Genomic DNA, 16,378 nt, shown 5'->3' with positions numbered 1-16,378 from the left:
CTAAACTTTTACTTATTTCGTGATAATTTTTAATAATCCTGCGAATTTTTCTTATTTTTCCGCCATTTGTTAAGAAAAAAATAAATATATAAATTTTTTAGATTCTGCACCAAACATATATCTTAAACAAGCGTTTGATTAATTCTCCATTTTTCTTCGTTAACCTTTGAACTACATGAGTTTCTTTCTACCGAACATACAGCTTAAACAAGCGTTTGATTAATTCTCCATTTTTCTTTCTTAACCCTTAAGTTACATCGGTTTCTTCCTACCGAACATACAGCTTAAACAAACGTTTATTTAAAAAAATAAGAAGCCTCTTTTGCAGGCTCCTTCATCATCTATTCAAATAATCTGCAATTGTTTGAAATACTACGATATACATATTATGAATACTTTCTTCTGTGTTTCCACCATTTGATAAACCAATTGCCCATTGTTGCCCTTCACCACTTCCGATATTCGCAAAACCTTGCGTATACATCGCATTTACATCTTTTCGTGCACTGTTATACTCTATCCCTTTTGTAATAAAAATTGAATATAATTTATCTTGTAAACCGATAAAAAATACTGGTTTCTTTAGCGATGAAAATACATTTTTATACTGCTCTGTTGAGGCTTCTTGAAAGTGATCTTTCATTATTAGAAAACCATCCACTTCCTTAGATTTCTTTTCCAGTGCCTCTAACTTCATTTCCTCAAACTTTACATTCCTAAACGTATCTTTCGGCTTTTCTCCAACAACTCCAATTACGAGTGCTCTTCCGTTATATTCTAATTTCTCTCCTTCTTTATCCTTTGCACACCCAGCACCGACTAGGCATATCAATATAAAAAATAAGAAATACGATAAACGCTTCATTTAGCACCCTCCCCCTTCTTTTTAGTCAAGTGACAAAAACGTAAGGTTAATTCAAGAAAATGTAAGTAAAATCGATAGCCCAATTCACGTTTCTATATTATAATCAATTGAATTTACTTACATTACTAAACATAGGAGATTAACATGAAGAAATTTAAACTTTCATCTTTTCTTCCGTTAAGTTATATACTTCTACTCGTACTCGTAAGTCCCCTTTACGACGTATTAAATAAATCGACTGTTCACGCAGTAGACGTTACAACTGTAGTAGATGATTGGATTCCATTTGTAAAAGCATTTATTATTCCTTATTTACTTTGGTTTCCATACTTATACGGCGCACTTATTTATTACTGCTTCGCTGACCGAAAGCAATATTATGTCACTTTAAGTAGTGTTATTTTTGGAAAGCTTGCTTGTTTTTCTATTTATTATTTTTGGCAAACAACTGTACCGCGTCCGACTGTCGTTGGAACAGATGTATTTTCTGAACTAGTTCGCTATATTTATAGTATCGATCAACCGGTAAACTGTTTCCCTAGCATTCACGTTCTTACTACATTTGTAATTATGTTAGCTGCCTTTAAGCGTAGAGAACAACATGCTTTTGAATATTACATCCTTACTTTCTTCGGTACACTTATTATTTTATCAACGCTATTTACGAAGCAGCATGCCTTTTTAGATGCCGTTTCTGGAATGACACTTGCAAGCATACTATACTTCGGAGTTCAGCTCTTATTAGCAAAAGAACCAATAAAAGTTCCAGTAAAACAAAATCATAAAATGTAACATAAAAAAGCAGACTGTGGCTCAGTCTGCTTTTATCTATTATTAAGGAGATTTTCAATTTAAGATTGCGGTACAGTCATATCACCAGAGTGAATACGACCTGCTTTTTTAAGAGCAATGTAAAGTATATAAGAAACAGCTACTGGAATGATGATATAAGTGATTACCATCGCTGGGACAACTTCCCATCCTTCGCTAGAAATTAAATTAATTGGTGCGATAAGAGAACTTAATCCAAGACCTGCAATTTCCTTTCCTGCTTCCAGTTGGAAAATTAATGCGGATACTGGACCAACTATAGCACTGGCGACGACAGTTGGGACGAGAATCATTGGATTTTTAGTGATATTTGGTAACTGTACTTTCGGAGTACAAAGTGCTTGAGCTAATATGCCACCTAAATTGTTTTCTTTCGCTGAGATAACAGAGAATCCGATAAACTGAGCAACGCAGCCTGCAAGAGCAGCACCACCTGCAACACCGTCTAAGCTAAGTGCGATCGCTAACGCAGCTGATGAAGCTGGAGAGATAAGTAATAATCCCCAAACTACTGCAATGACGATAGAAGCGATAAACGGGCTACCAGCTGAGCTATCTTTAATAAATGCTCCAACTGTATTTAAAACAGGAGTAATATTATGAGATAACCAAATACCTACTAAACCAGAACCTAATATTGCCGCAAATGGAACGAGCATCATATCTAACGCAGTTTTTCCGCTTAAACGTTTACCAATATATACAGCTAAAGTTGCTGTTAATAAAGCACCGATTGGCTCACCTGTTTTAATAATTAGACCTGCTTCAGTAATTGAAATGGATCCGGCACCAATTGCTCCAGCCACCATAGCCGAGAAAATTACAAGGCCATTTGCACCGAGCATAAAAGCAATTCCGGCACCAATTGCTGGTGCCATAAGTGATTTTGCAACAACTCCGATTGTAATAAGTAATGGTATATCAACAATTCTTCCTATATTTTCGATCAGTAAACCAATTCCGAGGGATACGAAAATACCTTGTGCGATTCCAGCAGATGCTTTAAATACACGAGACATTATATATTCCTTCATTTGTTTCACCTTCTTCTATAAGTTAGTAACCAATTGTTTTCATATAATCACGTAAAATATCGTTTGATTTTGCGAATCGAGATTCTTCATCCTCTGTTAAATTGAGTTCTACAACTTCTCTTATACCGTCTCTAGTAATAATAGCTGGTACTCCTGTACAAATATCATATTCACCATACTCACCATCTAAAATGGCTGATACAGCAATGACACGGTGATCATCATTAAAGATTGAGCTTGCAATATATGCTAGAGAATTTCCGATTCCGTAATAAGTAGTTCCTTTACGTTTATAAATTTCCCATCCGGCTTTTGCAGTCTTCTCAACGATTTCATCTAAATCTATTTCACCAAATCGTTCTTTTTGTTCTTCTAAAATTTGCAGAATTGGCTTTCCACCAACAGTTACGTGAGACCAAGCAACCATTTGAGAATCACCATGTTCTCCTAATGAATACCCATGAATACTACGAGGGTCTACATGTAGCATTTCAGATAAAATTGTTCTTAAGCGAGAAGAATCTAGTGATGTACCAGTACCGATTACGCGATTTCTAGGTAATCCAGATAATTTCCAAACTTCATATGTAATAATATCAACTGGGTTCGATGCAAGTAAGAAAATACCATCAAATCCACTTTCCATTACGCCACCAACAACACTTTCCATAATCTTCGCACTCGCTCCTAAAGTATCTAAGCGACTTTGCCCTGGTTTTGGTGCTGGTCCTGCTGTAATAATGACAATGTCCATATCTTTGCAGTCTTCATAGCTTCCTGCATATACTTTTGTTCTTGTATTTGTAAAGTTAATGCAATGTGATAAATCCATTGCTTCCCCAACTGCACGTTCATGATTTATATCAATTAATAATAGCTCTTCGCAAATCCCTTGATTTACAATGGAATACGCACAACTTGATCCAACTAATCCAGTACCGATAATTGCAATTTTTCTTGTATGTCTTTTCATAGCAATCTCTCCTAATTGATCATATAATCTATTTCTTTTGTTCTTTACATTCTTAATTATAGAGGTTCCCACGATAGAAACCATGGATACTTTGTGAAATATTGAACAAAGTTTTTGTCCTTTTTGTGAATTGTTATATTCCATTTTCGTCATATTTGTTACAACTGGAAAAATATTTATTATGTATTTATTGACATACAAAAAATAAAACGAGCGAATTCATTTTCGCTCGTTTTTTCATCCTATTATTCTGCACTTAACTGACTTTTCAATTGCTGCACAATCATCGGATTCGCAGGTGCTGCTGGTTTATAATAACTCTTTTGCTTTGCGTACTCATACATATTACGTTGACGCATTTCATCTTGATTACGAATTTGGATTAACGTTTGATGTAACTGTTCATTATCAGACTGAGCAATATAATTTGCATAACTTGTTAAACTTGCATTTAATCCTGCTAAATAATCATTTACCATATCTTTTTCATTCATCTTTCTCTTCCTCCTATCCTAGGAAAGTCATTAATTGCTGTTTCGTATTTCTTGCATCTTGCGCATCTTTTTGTAGCATTTGTTTCAGTTGTGGATCTGTACACGTCTGTGCATACTGCTCCAACTTGTTAATAATTGTTGCGTGTCCACCAATTAAATGACGTAAGTTTTCTACTTCAAGCTCTGTTAAATTTTGCATGGAATACTCCTACCTTTCTTCTTTCATTCTTCTTTAGTATTCTGTTTTTTTCAAATCGTATTCATTAAAAAGTCTGCTAAATAATCATTTAACTAAAAAGAGCCTCTAAACGATTAGAGGCTCTTTCTACTTAAATTCCTTTCCGCTTCTTCAATCGCCCGTTGCATTTGTATTAACGGATTTTCAATCATTTTCCCATGTCCTGTCGCCAATAAAGACGGCTTATACTCCAGCAATTTCTGCGCGCTTGCTAATGAAACTTCTGCATCCCACGTACCAAACATAGGAAACGGGAAAAGCCACTTCAACTGTCCTGCTACCGCTAATCCTCCTCTCGTTTGAAATGCATCTCCAACAATGAGTGCATCATTTCTTGTGTCTAAAAACGCCATTGATCCCGGTGTATGACCTGGAGCTCCAATCGCTACAAGAGAACCAACTTTATCTCCCTCTTGAAGAAGAATATCTGGAATCGTATTTATCTGTTTTGACACTCCCACTTTTATTGGTGTATTTCGTTCTCCCTCTTGCAGTACCTTATCTCCTTCAAGTAAACATGCATCTCTTTTTGAAATATAGACCGGAACATCCGGCAGCACTTGTTTTATAACATCAAGCGCTCCTACATGGTCATCATGCGCATGTGTAATAACGATATTCGTAATCGGTTTTCCTATTTTCCGAGCTGATTGTAAAATCTTCTTTGCACAAAACGGTAAAGCCGCATCAATTAAAGTTAATCCTGTCTCTTCTTCAACGAAGTAACAGTTAATTGGAAATAGACGCGGTAAAAATGCGATTTGATGAACTGTTCCTACACTTATTACCTTCATCTTCTTTACCTCCATAAAAAAGAGCTGTTTACACATACATATGTAAAACAGCTTTATTCAAGAATTCAGCAATAAAAAACCAGTAGCCAATCGGCTACTGGTTCTCTTTCATCTATTAAACTGTGTAACGCTCATCTTCTAAAATTTTCGCAGCGATTTCACGTTTCTTCGGAATTACGTTAAGTGGTGTGTGGCGAGTTAATTTACGTAATGATGATAACATCATGCGCAGCATGTCGCCGTTTTCAACTGCGATAAGTGTTTCTTTCGCATCTGCTTCGATTTCGTTAAATGCTTCTTGGCAGAATACTTCAGTGTATAACACTTTTTGTTTATTCTTTTCAAGACCAGTTGTTTTGATTGCTTTTTCTGTACGAAGAACAGCTGATTCCATTGCGTATAGATTGCTTACAATGTCAGCGATATTCACAAGAATTTCTTGCTCTTTATCTAATGCTTTACCGTATTTTTGAGCAGCTAATCCAGCTACCATTAAGCCGATTTTCTTCGCGTTAGTTACTAAATATTTTTGAAGTGCTAATGGCTCATCGCCTACTTCTTCTGGCATCATCATCATTAACTCTTCTTGTAATTTTTGTGCTTTTTGAAGAAGTGGTAATTCACCTTTCATCGCTTTACGTAAGAACGTACCTGGTACGATTAGGCGATTAATTTCGTTCGTTCCTTCGAAAATACGGTTAATACGAGAATCACGGTACATTCTTTCAATCTCGTACTCTGCCATAAACCCGTAACCACCGTGAATTTGAACACCTTCATCTACTGTATAGTCTAATACTTCAGAACCGAATACTTTGTTTAAAGAGCACTCGATTGCATATTCAGCGATAGAAGCTGCTACTGCTTTACCGTCTTTTACTTCTTCTTCAGATAATGTGCTCATGCGGCTTTCGAATAAACCTACTGTACGATATACAGAGCTTTCAGCTGCATATGTTTTTGCTGCCATATTCGCAAGTTTCTCTTGAATTAATGGGAAGCGAGCGATTGGTTGCTTGAACTGTTGACGTTGGTTTGCATATTGTGCTGAAATTTCTACTGCACGTTTCGCAGATCCAACTGTACCAACACCTAATTTATAACGGCCGATATTTAAAATGTTGAAAGCGATAATATGACCTTTACCGATTTCACCAAGTAAGTTTTCTTTCGGTACTAATGCATCTTCTAAAATTAACGTACGAGTTGAAGAACATTTAATACCCATTTTCTTTTCTTCTGGGCTTGTAGATACGCCAGCATATTCTTTCTCTACGATAAATGCTGAGAAGTGCTCTCCATCAATTTTTGCATACACGATAAATACGTCAGCGAATGCAGAGTTTGTAATCCATTGTTTTTCACCATTTAATACATAATGTGTACCTTCTGCATTTAAACGTGCAGTTGTTTTTGCACCTAATGCGTCAGATCCTGAACCTGGCTCTGTTAATGCGTATGCAGCTAATTTCTCACCAGTTGCAAGTAATGGTAAATACTTTTTCTTTTGCTCTTCGTTACCGAATAATACGATTGGTAACGATCCGATACCTACGTGAGCACCGTGAGTAATTGCAAAGCCGCCAGCGCGAGAGAATTTCTCTGCGATTAACGCTGAGCTTACTTTATCAAGACCAATTCCGCCGTACTCTTCTGGTACGTCAGCGCCTAATAAACCAAGCTCCCCAGCTTCTTTTAAAAGACGAACAGAACGATCAAACTCATGTTGTTCTAAATATTCAAGCTCTGGAAGAACTTCATTTACGATAAAGTCCTCTGTCGTTTTTGCAATCATTTTATGCTCAGATGAAAAATCTTCTGGCGTAAACACTTGATCAATCGTAATCTCATCAACTAAAAAGCTACCGCCTTTAACCGCATTTCCTACTGTTTTTTCCATGAAAATTTCCTCCTTCATATTTTCATGAGCCGCTTCTCTCTTTTTGAAAGAAGCTGGCTCTCAATTTTATTTTTTATAAACCTTGGTTGCTTCCATTCTTTGCTTTAGCGTCGTCTCGTTCTGAGCGAACCGCTTCCACTTTTTTTATAATCCAGTTCCAGTGGCTAGAACAGTCGGTCGTTTCACCCCTTCCTGTGAGGCAAAAAGCGCCTCTTCGTCAGGGCTTCCAACGCCCTCCTGTTCTGAGCGAGCCACCTGCACTTTTTTTATAATCCAGTTCCAGCGGCTAGAATGTTCGGTGGCTTCGCTTCTTCCTACGAGGCAAAGAGCGCCTCTACGTCTGAAGCTCCATCCCCCTCACATTCTGAACAAGCCGCTTCCACTTTTTTTATAGTAATTCAAACACTCCCGCTGCTCCCATTCCGCCGCCGATACACATTGTTACGATACCGAATTGTTCGTTGCGGCGTTTCATTTCGTGAATAAGAGATAGTGTTAGTTTTGCTCCTGTACAGCCAAGTGGATGTCCAAGTGCGATTGCACCACCGTTTACGTTTACTTTTTCTTCATCTAAACCAAGTTCACGAATAACTTGAATTGATTGAGAAGCGAATGCTTCATTTAGTTCGAATAAGCCAATATCAGATAGCTCTAAGCCAGCTAGTTTTAATGCTTTTGGAATTGCAGCGATTGGGCCGATTCCCATTACTTCTGGTGGTACGCCAGCTACTGCAAATGAACGGAATTTCGCAAGCGGTTTCATGCCATCGCTCACTGCTTTTTCACGATCCATTAATAGTACAGATGCTGCACCGTCACTCATTTGTGAAGAGTTACCAGCTGTTACAGAACCGCGAACGTTAAATGCTGGACGTAATTTACCTAAAATGTCTAGCGACGTTTCTGCTCTTACACCTTCATCTTGTGCGAAAATGATTGTTTCTTCTTGCAGTTTATTGTTTGAGCCAACCGAGCGTAACGTCACATCTACAGATACTGTTTCATCAGCAAAGTTTCCTGCCGCTAATGCTTTGGCAGCACGTTGATGACTTCTTACTGCAAATGCATCTTGCTCTTCACGAGAAATTCCATATTTCACAGCAACTTGCTCTGCTGTATGTCCCATACCCATATAATATTCCGGAGCCGCTTCTACAAGGCGACTATTCGGACGAACAACGTGTCCCATCATTGGAACTAAACTCATTGATTCCGCTCCGCCTGATAATACAGCTTCAGAGTGACCAAGCATAATGCGCTCTGCTCCGTAAGCGATACTTTGTAAACCAGAAGAACAGTAACGGTTAATTGTAATAGCTGGAACATCGTAAGAAAGTCCTGCTAGTCCGCCGATATTACGAGCCATATTTAAACCTTGTTCTGCTTCTGGCATCGCACAACCGAAAATTAAATCATCGATTGGTCCTTCATAATTTGCACGCTTTAACGTTTCCTTTACTACTAACGCCCCTAGATCGTCAGGACGAACTGTTTTTAATGAACCCCTCTTTGCTTTTCCAATTGGTGTTCTTGCTCCCGCAACAATGACAGCTTCTCTCATGAACGATATCTCCCCTCGTTATTAGTTACGTAATGGCTTTCCTTTTACAAGCATGTGCTGCATTCTTGCTTGTGATTTCATCTCACTTACTAAGCTAATAAATGCTTCACGTTCTACATCTAATAAATACTGCTCATCAACTTCTGTTCCGTACGGCACTTTTCCGCCCGCAATGACATATGCAAGTTTCTTCGCAATGTGAAGATCATGTTCAGAAATGTAACCTGATAAATGCATTGCTTCTGCACCAAGTACAAGAGTTGCATATCCTGTTTCACCAACAACTGGTATCTTTTTACGAATCGGTGCTTTATAGCCAGCTTCATATAAAGCAAGTGCTTTCTGTTTCGCATCATATAGTAAGTGATCACCATTCACACTAATACCGTCTTTATCGCCTAAGAAGTTGTTCGATACAGCTTCTTGTGCTGATGTAGAAACTTTCGCCATCGCTACAGATTCGAACACTTTATTCGCAACTTTTTGCAGATCAAACTCTACACCGTTTGGCATTTTATTTAAGTGTTTAATGTATAGCTCTTTATTACCGCCTCCGCCAGGGATTAAGCCAACACCAACTTCTACTAAGCCCATATACGTTTCACTAGAAGCTTGAATGCTAGCTGCTGGTAAGCAAACTTCTGTACCTCCGCCAAGCGTCATACCGTATGGTGCTGCTACAACTGGCTTAGAAGAGTACTTAATTTTCGTCATTGCATCTTGGAAGTTTTTCACAACCAACTCAATTTCAAAGTAATTGTCGTCTTGTGCTTCCATTAAGATCATTGCTAGGTTCGCACCAACGCAGAAGTTCTTCGATTGGTTACCGATAACAAGACCTTTATAATTCTTTTCTACTTCATCAACAGCGTAGTTAATCATTTGCGTAATATCCATACCGATTGCATTGCTCTTCGAATGGAACTCTAAGCAAAGGATGCCGTCGCCTAAATCAATTAAGCTCGCTCCGCTATTTTTCTTTAATACACCATTTTTCGCTTTTAATTGCTTAAGAGAAATTGCTTTTTTATTACGCTCGATTAGCTTATATTCGCCATTATCGTAATAGTAGCTATCGCCGTTATCATGTTTATAGAAAGTAGTGAAACCTTTCTCTAACATTTCTTTCACCCAAGTAGGAACAACTACGCCGTTTTCTTCCATCTTTTGAACAGATTTTTCAACACCAATTGCATCCCACACTTCAAATGGCCCTTGCTCCCAGCCGAAGCCCCACTTCATCGCTTGGTCAATTGCAACGATATCGTCAGCAATCTCTTTATGAAGTTTTGCAGAGTATAAAAGAGTTGGTGTAATGATGTTCCATAACAACTCTCCTGCACGGTCTTTCGCGTATACAAGCGCTTTCAATTTATTCGCTAATCCTTTTTCTTGTTTACTTAACTCTACGGATGCAGCTTTTAATTTTTTACGCGCTTCGTATTCCATCGTTTCAGGATTTAATTCTAAAATTTCTTTTCCTTGTTTTAAGAAGAAGCCTTGACCCGTTTTACTTCCAAGCCATTTTTTCTCAAGCATGTCATGCATGAAAGCTGGTACTTTAAATACATCACGCTCTTCTTCTTGTACGTTTTCATATACGTTATTTGCAACGTGTACGAATGTATCTAAACCGACAACATCTAATGTACGGAACGTCGCGCTCTTCGGACGACCAATAAGTGGGCCTGTTACAGAATCAACTTCCCCAATGCTATAGCCGCGTTTTATCATCTCTTGAAGAGTTACTAATAAACCGTACGTACCGATGCGGTTTCCAATAAAGTTTGGTGTGTCTTTTGCGATAACAACGCCTTTTCCAAGAACGTCTTCGCCAAATAGTTTCATGAAGCTTAATACTTGTGGATCTGTTTCTTTCGTCGGTATTACCTCTAGAAGTTTTAAATATCGTGGTGGGTTAAAAAAGTGTGTGCCTAAGAAGTGTTTCTGGAAGTCGTCTGAACGACCTTCTGCCATTTTTTCAACTGAGATGCCTGACGTATTCGAGCTTACAATAGAACCCGGTTTACGAACAGCGTCTACTTTTTCAAATAATTTCTTTTTAATATCTAAGTTTTCAACTACTACTTCAATAATCCAATCTACATCAGCTAGACGCTCAAGATCATCTTCTAAGTTACCTGCTTCAATCAGTGCTAAATTTCCTTTCACTGTCAGAGGAGCTGGTTTTTGCTTTAATAATTTTTGCACAGCCGTATTACTAAAACGATTTCTCACACTTTTATGTTCTAATGTAAGTCCCTTCGCTTCCTCTTCTTTTGTTAGCGCAGGTGGTACAATATCAAGCAATAATGTCGGAATACCAATATTAGCTAAGTGTGCCGCAATCCCTGAACCCATTACGCCTGAACCTAGAACAGCAGCCTTTTTAATTTGGAACATCCAATTCTCCCCCTATTCTTGAATGAATGCTCATTCAATTTTTCGACATAAGTCGCAATCAATGAGTGAGCCTCTACTAATAAATATATGATACTGTTTAAATTTTCGCAATATATTTATTGATAAAATTTTCTGAAATAAATATTTTTCTTTCATTTGGCTATGCTATACATGTGTATTTTCTTTGTTTAAATGCACTTTTCCTTTTTATAATCTGACGAAACTGGAGGAATATATATGGCAAAACTTAAGAAGAACCCCTCTAAGGCTGGAATTAGTGCAGCTAGTGTAACTGGAAATGCAGGTCCGCATAATCACGGTGTTGAAAAAGGACGCCAAGGTAATAATCAACAATATAAGAAGCATAATATGGGCGAAAAATAACGCTATATTTTTGGGCAGAGAACGTGGCATAATGATTAATGGCTGCTTTTTCTGCCCAATTTATTTGTACATATGGAAAACAAAAGAGGGAACGATGATGAAACGAACAATAGTTATGATTGTAATGATTGCTACACTATTTACAGGGATGATTTTCTTCTCTTATGCACAGAGGCAACAAGCTGTAAGAGCTGATCAACCTAAGATTACTGGGCAATATGGCGTTACAATCGATGCAGACACAGGTGAAATTTTGTATGGGAAACGCGAAGACGAACGTTCTTATCCGGCTAGTATAGCCAAAATGATGACAACCCTTCTTTTACTAGAGAATGTAAAAGAAGATGAAGAAATTACAGTTACAGAAAACGCAATTAAAACAGAAAGTCAAAGTAAGAAAATTAAACTTCGTGCTGGGGAAAAATTAAAGCGTGATGAGGCATTAAAACTTATGCTTATCATTAGTGCAGATCCAATAGCTGAATCAATTGCAGAACATATCGCAGGATCAAAAAATGAATTTGTGAAGATGATGAATGCTAGAGCGAAGGAACTTGGTACAAAGCATGCGACTTTCAAGAATGCAAGTGGTGCTGATGCAATTGGGAATAAAGTATCACCATATGACATTGCTATTATTACGAAAGAAGCATTAAAGTATCCAGTTGTTTTAGAATATATGAATTCAACACGTACAACTCTACATACTTCAGAACGCTCTCCAAACATCGCAAACTATGGACGAGAAGAACTATATGACGATCCATATGCGATTGGAAGTAAAAGTGGTCTATCAGCACTTGGCAAATATACAGTCGTAACAGTCGATGAAAAAGACGGTAAACGCGTCATTAACGTCGTATTATCTTCTACTCGCGCGCAACTATATCCTGATACGAAGAAAATGGCACATTATGCATTTCAGCAATTAAAATAACCAAGGAGTATTTTCTCCTTGGTTATTTTTTAACCATACCTTTTAATACGAACGCAACGTTTGCTGGACGCTCTGCTAGACGACGCATGAAGTAGCCATACCAGTCGTTTCCATAAGGTACGTAAACACGCATTTTGTAACCTTCTTTTACTAGCTCAAGTTGACGCTCATTACGAATACCATATAACATTTGGAATTCAAATTGATCCCTTGGAATGTTGTGTTCTTCAGCAAGTTTTTTTGTATATTCAATAATCGCTTCATCATGTGAAGCAATTGCAGTATAATTTCCATTTAATAAGTGCATTTTAATAATTTTTTTATAATTGTCATCTACATCTTTCTTATCCGGGAACGCCACTTCTTCAGGTTCTTTATAAGCACCTTTTACAAGACGTAAATTAGGATTATAAGCATTTAAATCTTCAATATCTTTTTCTGTACGATATAGGTAAGCTTGAATAACAGTACCAATATTATCGTATTCAGATTTTAATTGTTTAAAGATATCAATTGTTTTACCACAGCGTGTATAGTCTTCCATATCAATGGTAACGAACACACCATTTTCTTTTGCAGCTTCTAAAATACGGCGCATATTGTTCATTACGATTTCATCAGAGATATCTAATCCCATAGAAGTCATCTTTAAAGAAAGCTGCGAATCAAGACCTTCTCTTCCAATTGCACGGATCGCTTCAATCGATTGGTTAGCCATTTCATTTGCTTCCGCTTCATTATCAACGAATTCACCTAAATAATCGATTGTTACACAAAGACCTTGCTTATTTAATGCCTGAATGGCAGCTGTCGCTAATTCAATCGTCTCCCCTGCGACGAAGCGACCTGCACCAAAGCGTAAACCGTACTTTTTAGCCAGTTTTGTTAGCGCTTTATTTTTAGATAAGAAAAGAAACGAATTTCGCATTAATTGTTCCATGTAATTCACCCCTATGACTGTAATTTATCTGTTTTTTACCCCTCTTCAAAATTATATCACTGTTTAAAATTATTGGATACAAATAATTATTTAGATAATTTATAAAATACTATAAAAACATTTAAAAACCTATATTCTCGCATGCAAATATGAAGGGAATATTTTTCGACATTTAGAAAAAACGGGTTTACTAGGGCAAAAATAGGCATACCGAAAATATTCGACATGCCTATAAAACCCTTAATATTCCATGTAAATTATATAAGGATATTAATAAGAAAAACTTAAAGTAGCATCACCTAAGTTTTTTAATTCTCATTTCGCTTCTCTTCATTCAGCCTTTTAATATCCGTAATTAACTGCACCATCTCTTCTTTCGCATCTGGATAAGTTTCATTCCAATGCTTCACTAAAGCTGGCATCGTCTTCGCTATGTAAGAATAAAGTGCCCACTTCTTTACCTGTTCTTTTCGCTCTTCATTACTCTCGCCAAGTAACAGCTCAGTGTATTTCTCTAGTAAACCGTCAAACTGCTCGTTAAACTTTTCACTCATTTTATTTACCTCCTATATGAAAAAAGCAGCGAAGATCGCTGCTTTTTCTTATAATTTTGATCGGACAGAGTTTAATTTTTTCTCCATTGTGCTTACTTTATCACGACGATCATCAATACGAATCGTTGTTGCAACACGCTGTGCACCTTTCGTATATGGAACTTCATGCATTTGTTGAATTACTTCTAGAATGACAGGAAGATCTCCTTCAATAATTGTATTCATCGGTGTTAATTGATACTTCACGCGATCCGCATTTTTCTCTAGCACCTTTTGTACTTCTGCTACATATTCACTAACACTTGGATTACCTGTTCCTACCGGAATAATCGATACGTCAACAATTGCCATAGTAGTCTTCCTCCTATAATCGCTTCTTATATATCCATTGTCTATTTTACCGAAATCCTCATCATTTTACTAATATGTTACTCTTCCACTTTAAACTGCTCAACTAATCTTTCTAAATCTTTCATATGCTCTGTCAAACTTTCCATCGTGTGGGCTACCTTTTCTAGATGATTAACCTGTGATTCCGTTGCAGCATGTACCTCTTCAGAAACAGCTGCACTTTCTTGACTCGTACCAGCAATTGTATGCATTACCGCTGTAATTTCTCCTTGCTCGTAACCTATGTTATGTACCTCTTCTACAATTTTTTCAACTGAAGTACTAATCGTATTTACAACTGACATAATTGTGCGGAACTCCATTTCTGCCTCTGTCGTCACTTTATTTTGCACATCTGCAATGTCTTTCAATTTACTTACAACTTCTACAACCCTTTTTACTTCTAATTGCACATCACCAATCATCGTTGTGATTTCTCCTGTTGCCTCTTTTGATTGTTCCGCTAATTTCCGAACCTCTTCAGCAACAACCGCAAATCCCTTACCTTGCTCACCTGCACGGGCAGCTTCAATCGAGGCATTTAAAGCAAGTAAATTTGTTTGTTCCGAAATACCTTTTATAAGCTCAACAACATTTTGAATCGATCCAACTCTTTGTTCTAACTTATCTGATGCTTCTTCTGTATGAACAACAATCGAAGATGATTGTCCCCTCGTACGGACTAAGTTCCTCATTGTATTTAATCCTTGCTTAGATGCCTCTTCCGCTTTGCCAGTCACTCCTTTTATTTCACCAACGGAGCTATTCATTTGTTCCACTGACTCTGCCATATTCTCGAGCTGAGCTGAAACTTCATCCACACTATTCGCAAGAGTAGAAGCTCCCCCGCTCACATCATCCATTGCTCCGGAAACTTCTCTACTAGCCGCTACTGTTTCGTTCGTTAAATAATGTAAACTATTCGTTGATTGTTGCACTGTTGATACGCTGTTTTTAATTTTACTTACCATTTCATTCATTTGTTCAACCATATCATTAAAGTGCTTCGTCAACTCTCCAACTTCATCTTTACTTGTCACCTTCATTCGCAGCGTTAAATCCCCTTCTGCTACTTTTTGAACGTGATTCTTTAATAATTGCAGTGGTCTTGCTAATCTTCTTGAGAACAAGTAGGAAGCTACGATTCCAACTAATAAACTAATACACGCCATCATAATGACTGTATTTCTCGTACTATTTAATAGCCCATCGATCGTTTCTTTCGGATAAAAGATTCCTATCGTCCATTTCATCGTATCAAATGATTGACTATAAACAACTACATCTTCACCTTTTATTGTAGTGACCGCATATTTTGTTACCTCTTTATTTAAGCTCTTTATAAGTGGCTCTTTAGAAACATCTTTCCCTATCTTTTCTGGATAAACAAGAGCCATATTTTTATCATTTATAATAAACATTTCTCCGTCATTATTATATTGAATATTGTGAAGCAACTTCTGAATCGTCCCAAGCGATACATCCATCGCAACAACGCCTAATACAGATCCATCTTGAGCTGTAATTGCTTTAGAAACACCTACACTTAACTTTCCTGTTGCAATTTCATAAGAAGGTTGTCCCCAATGGACCTTTTTTACATCAGCCTCTGAATCTTTATACCATGGTCTTGTCGTTGGATCATATCCTTCTGGCACTTGCCCACCTTCAGCAAGATTGGCACTTAATGTTTTTTTATCTTTCGTACCAATATATAAATCTAAAATACCAGGATGATTCTTTTTATACTCCGCAAACTCTTTCGTTAAAAACGCTTCCTCTTCTGGAGTAACCCCACCTTGAAGCATATTACGAATCATCTCACTGTTCGCGTAATACCCCATATCTTCATCCGTTCTTTGAACAAATGTCGTAAGTTGCTCTGTCACAAGATCCATCGCATTTTGAGAATACTCGTCTAAGGAACGCACTTCCTTTTCTTTCTGTAATTGATACACAGCTGTACCCAATATTACGAACATCATAGAAATAAGTACTGAAAACACTACCGCAATTTTTAAACGTAAACTTCTTAACATCTTCCCCCCAGCATCCCCTTCGCATTAAATTGAAATATTAT

16 protein-coding genes are annotated in these 16,378 nt (G+C 37.3%); 3 read left to right on the top strand and 13 right to left on the bottom strand.

The window, feature by feature from the left end:
- Nucleotides 1–337 precede the first annotated feature (337 nt).
- Nucleotides 338–865 carry a hypothetical protein gene (locus ASE54_RS16915; RefSeq protein ID WP_000826875.1) on the bottom strand — a complete coding sequence of 176 codons (528 nt, stop codon included), beginning with the start codon at nt 863–865 and terminating at the stop codon, nt 338–340.
- 144 nt (nt 866–1,009) lie between these two features.
- Between ASE54_RS16915 and ASE54_RS16910 the strand changes: the two genes are divergently transcribed.
- Nucleotides 1,010–1,657 (top strand): phosphatase PAP2 family protein, encoded by a 648-nt coding sequence (locus ASE54_RS16910; protein ID WP_000713769.1) that lies wholly within the window; start codon nt 1,010–1,012, stop codon nt 1,655–1,657.
- Between the two features lie 59 nt (nt 1,658–1,716).
- Here ASE54_RS16910 and ASE54_RS16905 read toward each other — a convergent pair whose 3' ends face one another.
- The 8 genes from ASE54_RS16905 to ASE54_RS16870 form a co-directional block, all read right to left on the bottom strand.
- Nucleotides 1,717–2,730: a PTS sugar transporter subunit IIC gene (locus ASE54_RS16905; RefSeq protein WP_000666176.1), complete on the bottom strand. Its 1,014-nt coding sequence runs from the start codon at nt 2,728–2,730 to the stop codon at nt 1,717–1,719.
- 22 nt (nt 2,731–2,752) lie between these two features.
- Nucleotides 2,753–3,856, bottom strand: coding sequence for an L-lactate dehydrogenase (locus ASE54_RS16900; protein WP_057187486.1), 1,104 nt, complete (start codon nt 3,854–3,856; stop codon nt 2,753–2,755).
- A 92-nt stretch (nt 3,857–3,948) separates the two neighbouring features.
- Complete coding sequence (locus ASE54_RS16895) at nt 3,949–4,197, bottom strand: spore coat protein (protein ID WP_001002987.1); 249 nt, start codon at nt 4,195–4,197, stop codon at nt 3,949–3,951.
- 13 nt (nt 4,198–4,210) lie between these two features.
- Nucleotides 4,211–4,396, bottom strand: a complete 186-nt coding sequence (locus ASE54_RS16890; protein ID WP_001180555.1) for a hypothetical protein — start codon at nt 4,394–4,396, stop codon at nt 4,211–4,213.
- A gap of 113 nt (nt 4,397–4,509) precedes the next feature.
- On the bottom strand, nt 4,510–5,229 hold the full coding sequence (locus ASE54_RS16885) for an MBL fold metallo-hydrolase (protein ID WP_000864824.1): 720 nt from the start codon (nt 5,227–5,229) through the stop codon (nt 4,510–4,512).
- 115 nt (nt 5,230–5,344) lie between these two features.
- Nucleotides 5,345–7,147 carry an acyl-CoA dehydrogenase family protein gene (locus ASE54_RS16880; RefSeq protein WP_002008874.1) on the bottom strand — a complete coding sequence of 601 codons (1,803 nt, stop codon included), beginning with the start codon at nt 7,145–7,147 and terminating at the stop codon, nt 5,345–5,347.
- Nucleotides 7,148–7,517: 370 nt separating this feature from the next.
- A complete protein-coding gene (locus ASE54_RS16875; protein WP_001206329.1) occupies nt 7,518–8,690 on the bottom strand; it encodes an acetyl-CoA C-acetyltransferase in 1,173 nt (390 codons plus the stop codon).
- A 21-nt stretch (nt 8,691–8,711) separates the two neighbouring features.
- Nucleotides 8,712–11,093: a 3-hydroxyacyl-CoA dehydrogenase/enoyl-CoA hydratase family protein gene (locus tag ASE54_RS16870; protein WP_000486369.1), complete on the bottom strand. Its 2,382-nt coding sequence runs from the start codon at nt 11,091–11,093 to the stop codon at nt 8,712–8,714.
- A 237-nt stretch (nt 11,094–11,330) separates the two neighbouring features.
- Here ASE54_RS16870 and ASE54_RS34595 point away from each other — a divergent pair, with 237 nt between their 5' ends.
- On the top strand, nt 11,331–11,477 hold the full coding sequence (locus ASE54_RS34595; RefSeq protein WP_001096344.1) for a YuzL family protein: 147 nt from the start codon (nt 11,331–11,333) through the stop codon (nt 11,475–11,477).
- Nucleotides 11,478–11,574: 97 nt separating this feature from the next.
- Entirely contained in the window at nt 11,575–12,414 is an 840-nt protein-coding gene (locus tag ASE54_RS16865; protein ID WP_000831456.1) for a serine hydrolase, read from the top strand.
- 22 nt (nt 12,415–12,436) lie between these two features.
- Here ASE54_RS16865 and ASE54_RS16860 read toward each other — a convergent pair whose 3' ends face one another.
- The 4 genes from ASE54_RS16860 to ASE54_RS16845 form a co-directional block, all read right to left on the bottom strand.
- Entirely contained in the window at nt 12,437–13,354 is a 918-nt protein-coding gene (locus ASE54_RS16860) for a proline dehydrogenase (RefSeq protein ID WP_000436780.1), read from the bottom strand.
- Nucleotides 13,355–13,662: 308 nt separating this feature from the next.
- Entirely contained in the window at nt 13,663–13,908 is a 246-nt protein-coding gene (locus ASE54_RS16855) for a YusU family protein (RefSeq protein ID WP_001290589.1), read from the bottom strand.
- A 48-nt stretch (nt 13,909–13,956) separates the two neighbouring features.
- Entirely contained in the window at nt 13,957–14,259 is a 303-nt protein-coding gene (locus ASE54_RS16850) for an MTH1187 family thiamine-binding protein (RefSeq protein ID WP_001018860.1), read from the bottom strand.
- A 77-nt stretch (nt 14,260–14,336) separates the two neighbouring features.
- On the bottom strand, nt 14,337–16,337 hold the full coding sequence (locus tag ASE54_RS16845) for a methyl-accepting chemotaxis protein (protein WP_000946370.1): 2,001 nt from the start codon (nt 16,335–16,337) through the stop codon (nt 14,337–14,339).
- Nucleotides 16,338–16,378 lie beyond the last annotated feature (41 nt).

The sequence above is a fragment of the Bacillus sp. Root131 genome (genome assembly GCF_001429475.1).
GTDB lineage: Bacteria > Bacillota > Bacilli > Bacillales > Bacillaceae_G > Bacillus_A > Bacillus_A thuringiensis_S.
This window is presented reverse-complemented; position numbering and strand designations above follow the sequence as displayed.

Bases quoted from the DNA above. Each gene is read 5' to 3' on its own strand.
- ASE54_RS16850 (WP_001018860.1), bottom strand. From the start codon at position 14,259: ATGGCAATTGTTGACGTATCGATTATTCCGGTAGGAACAGGTAATCCA.
- ASE54_RS16895 (WP_001002987.1), bottom strand. From the start codon at position 4,197: ATGAATGAAAAAGATATGGTAAATGATTATTTAGCAGGATTAAATGCA.
- ASE54_RS16915 (WP_000826875.1), bottom strand. From the start codon at position 865: ATGAAGCGTTTATCGTATTTCTTATTTTTTATATTGATATGCCTAGTC.
- ASE54_RS16865 (WP_000831456.1), top strand. From the start codon at position 11,575: ATGAAACGAACAATAGTTATGATTGTAATGATTGCTACACTATTTACA.
- ASE54_RS16900 (WP_057187486.1), bottom strand. From the start codon at position 3,856: ATGACGAAAATGGAATATAACAATTCACAAAAAGGACAAAAACTTTGT.
- ASE54_RS16860 (WP_000436780.1), bottom strand. From the start codon at position 13,354: ATGGAACAATTAATGCGAAATTCGTTTCTTTTCTTATCTAAAAATAAA.
- ASE54_RS16845 (WP_000946370.1), bottom strand. From the start codon at position 16,337: ATGTTAAGAAGTTTACGTTTAAAAATTGCGGTAGTGTTTTCAGTACTT.
- ASE54_RS16875 (WP_001206329.1), bottom strand. From the start codon at position 8,690: ATGAGAGAAGCTGTCATTGTTGCGGGAGCAAGAACACCAATTGGAAAA.
- ASE54_RS16870 (WP_000486369.1), bottom strand. From the start codon at position 11,093: ATGTTCCAAATTAAAAAGGCTGCTGTTCTAGGTTCAGGCGTAATGGGT.
- ASE54_RS16890 (WP_001180555.1), bottom strand. From the start codon at position 4,396: ATGCAAAATTTAACAGAGCTTGAAGTAGAAAACTTACGTCATTTAATT.
- ASE54_RS16885 (WP_000864824.1), bottom strand. From the start codon at position 5,229: ATGAAGGTAATAAGTGTAGGAACAGTTCATCAAATCGCATTTTTACCG.
- ASE54_RS16910 (WP_000713769.1), top strand. From the start codon at position 1,010: ATGAAGAAATTTAAACTTTCATCTTTTCTTCCGTTAAGTTATATACTT.
- ASE54_RS16905 (WP_000666176.1), bottom strand. From the start codon at position 2,730: ATGAAGGAATATATAATGTCTCGTGTATTTAAAGCATCTGCTGGAATC.
- ASE54_RS16855 (WP_001290589.1), bottom strand. From the start codon at position 13,908: ATGAGTGAAAAGTTTAACGAGCAGTTTGACGGTTTACTAGAGAAATAC.
- ASE54_RS34595 (WP_001096344.1), top strand. From the start codon at position 11,331: ATGGCAAAACTTAAGAAGAACCCCTCTAAGGCTGGAATTAGTGCAGCT.
- ASE54_RS16880 (WP_002008874.1), bottom strand. From the start codon at position 7,147: ATGAAGGAGGAAATTTTCATGGAAAAAACAGTAGGAAATGCGGTTAAA.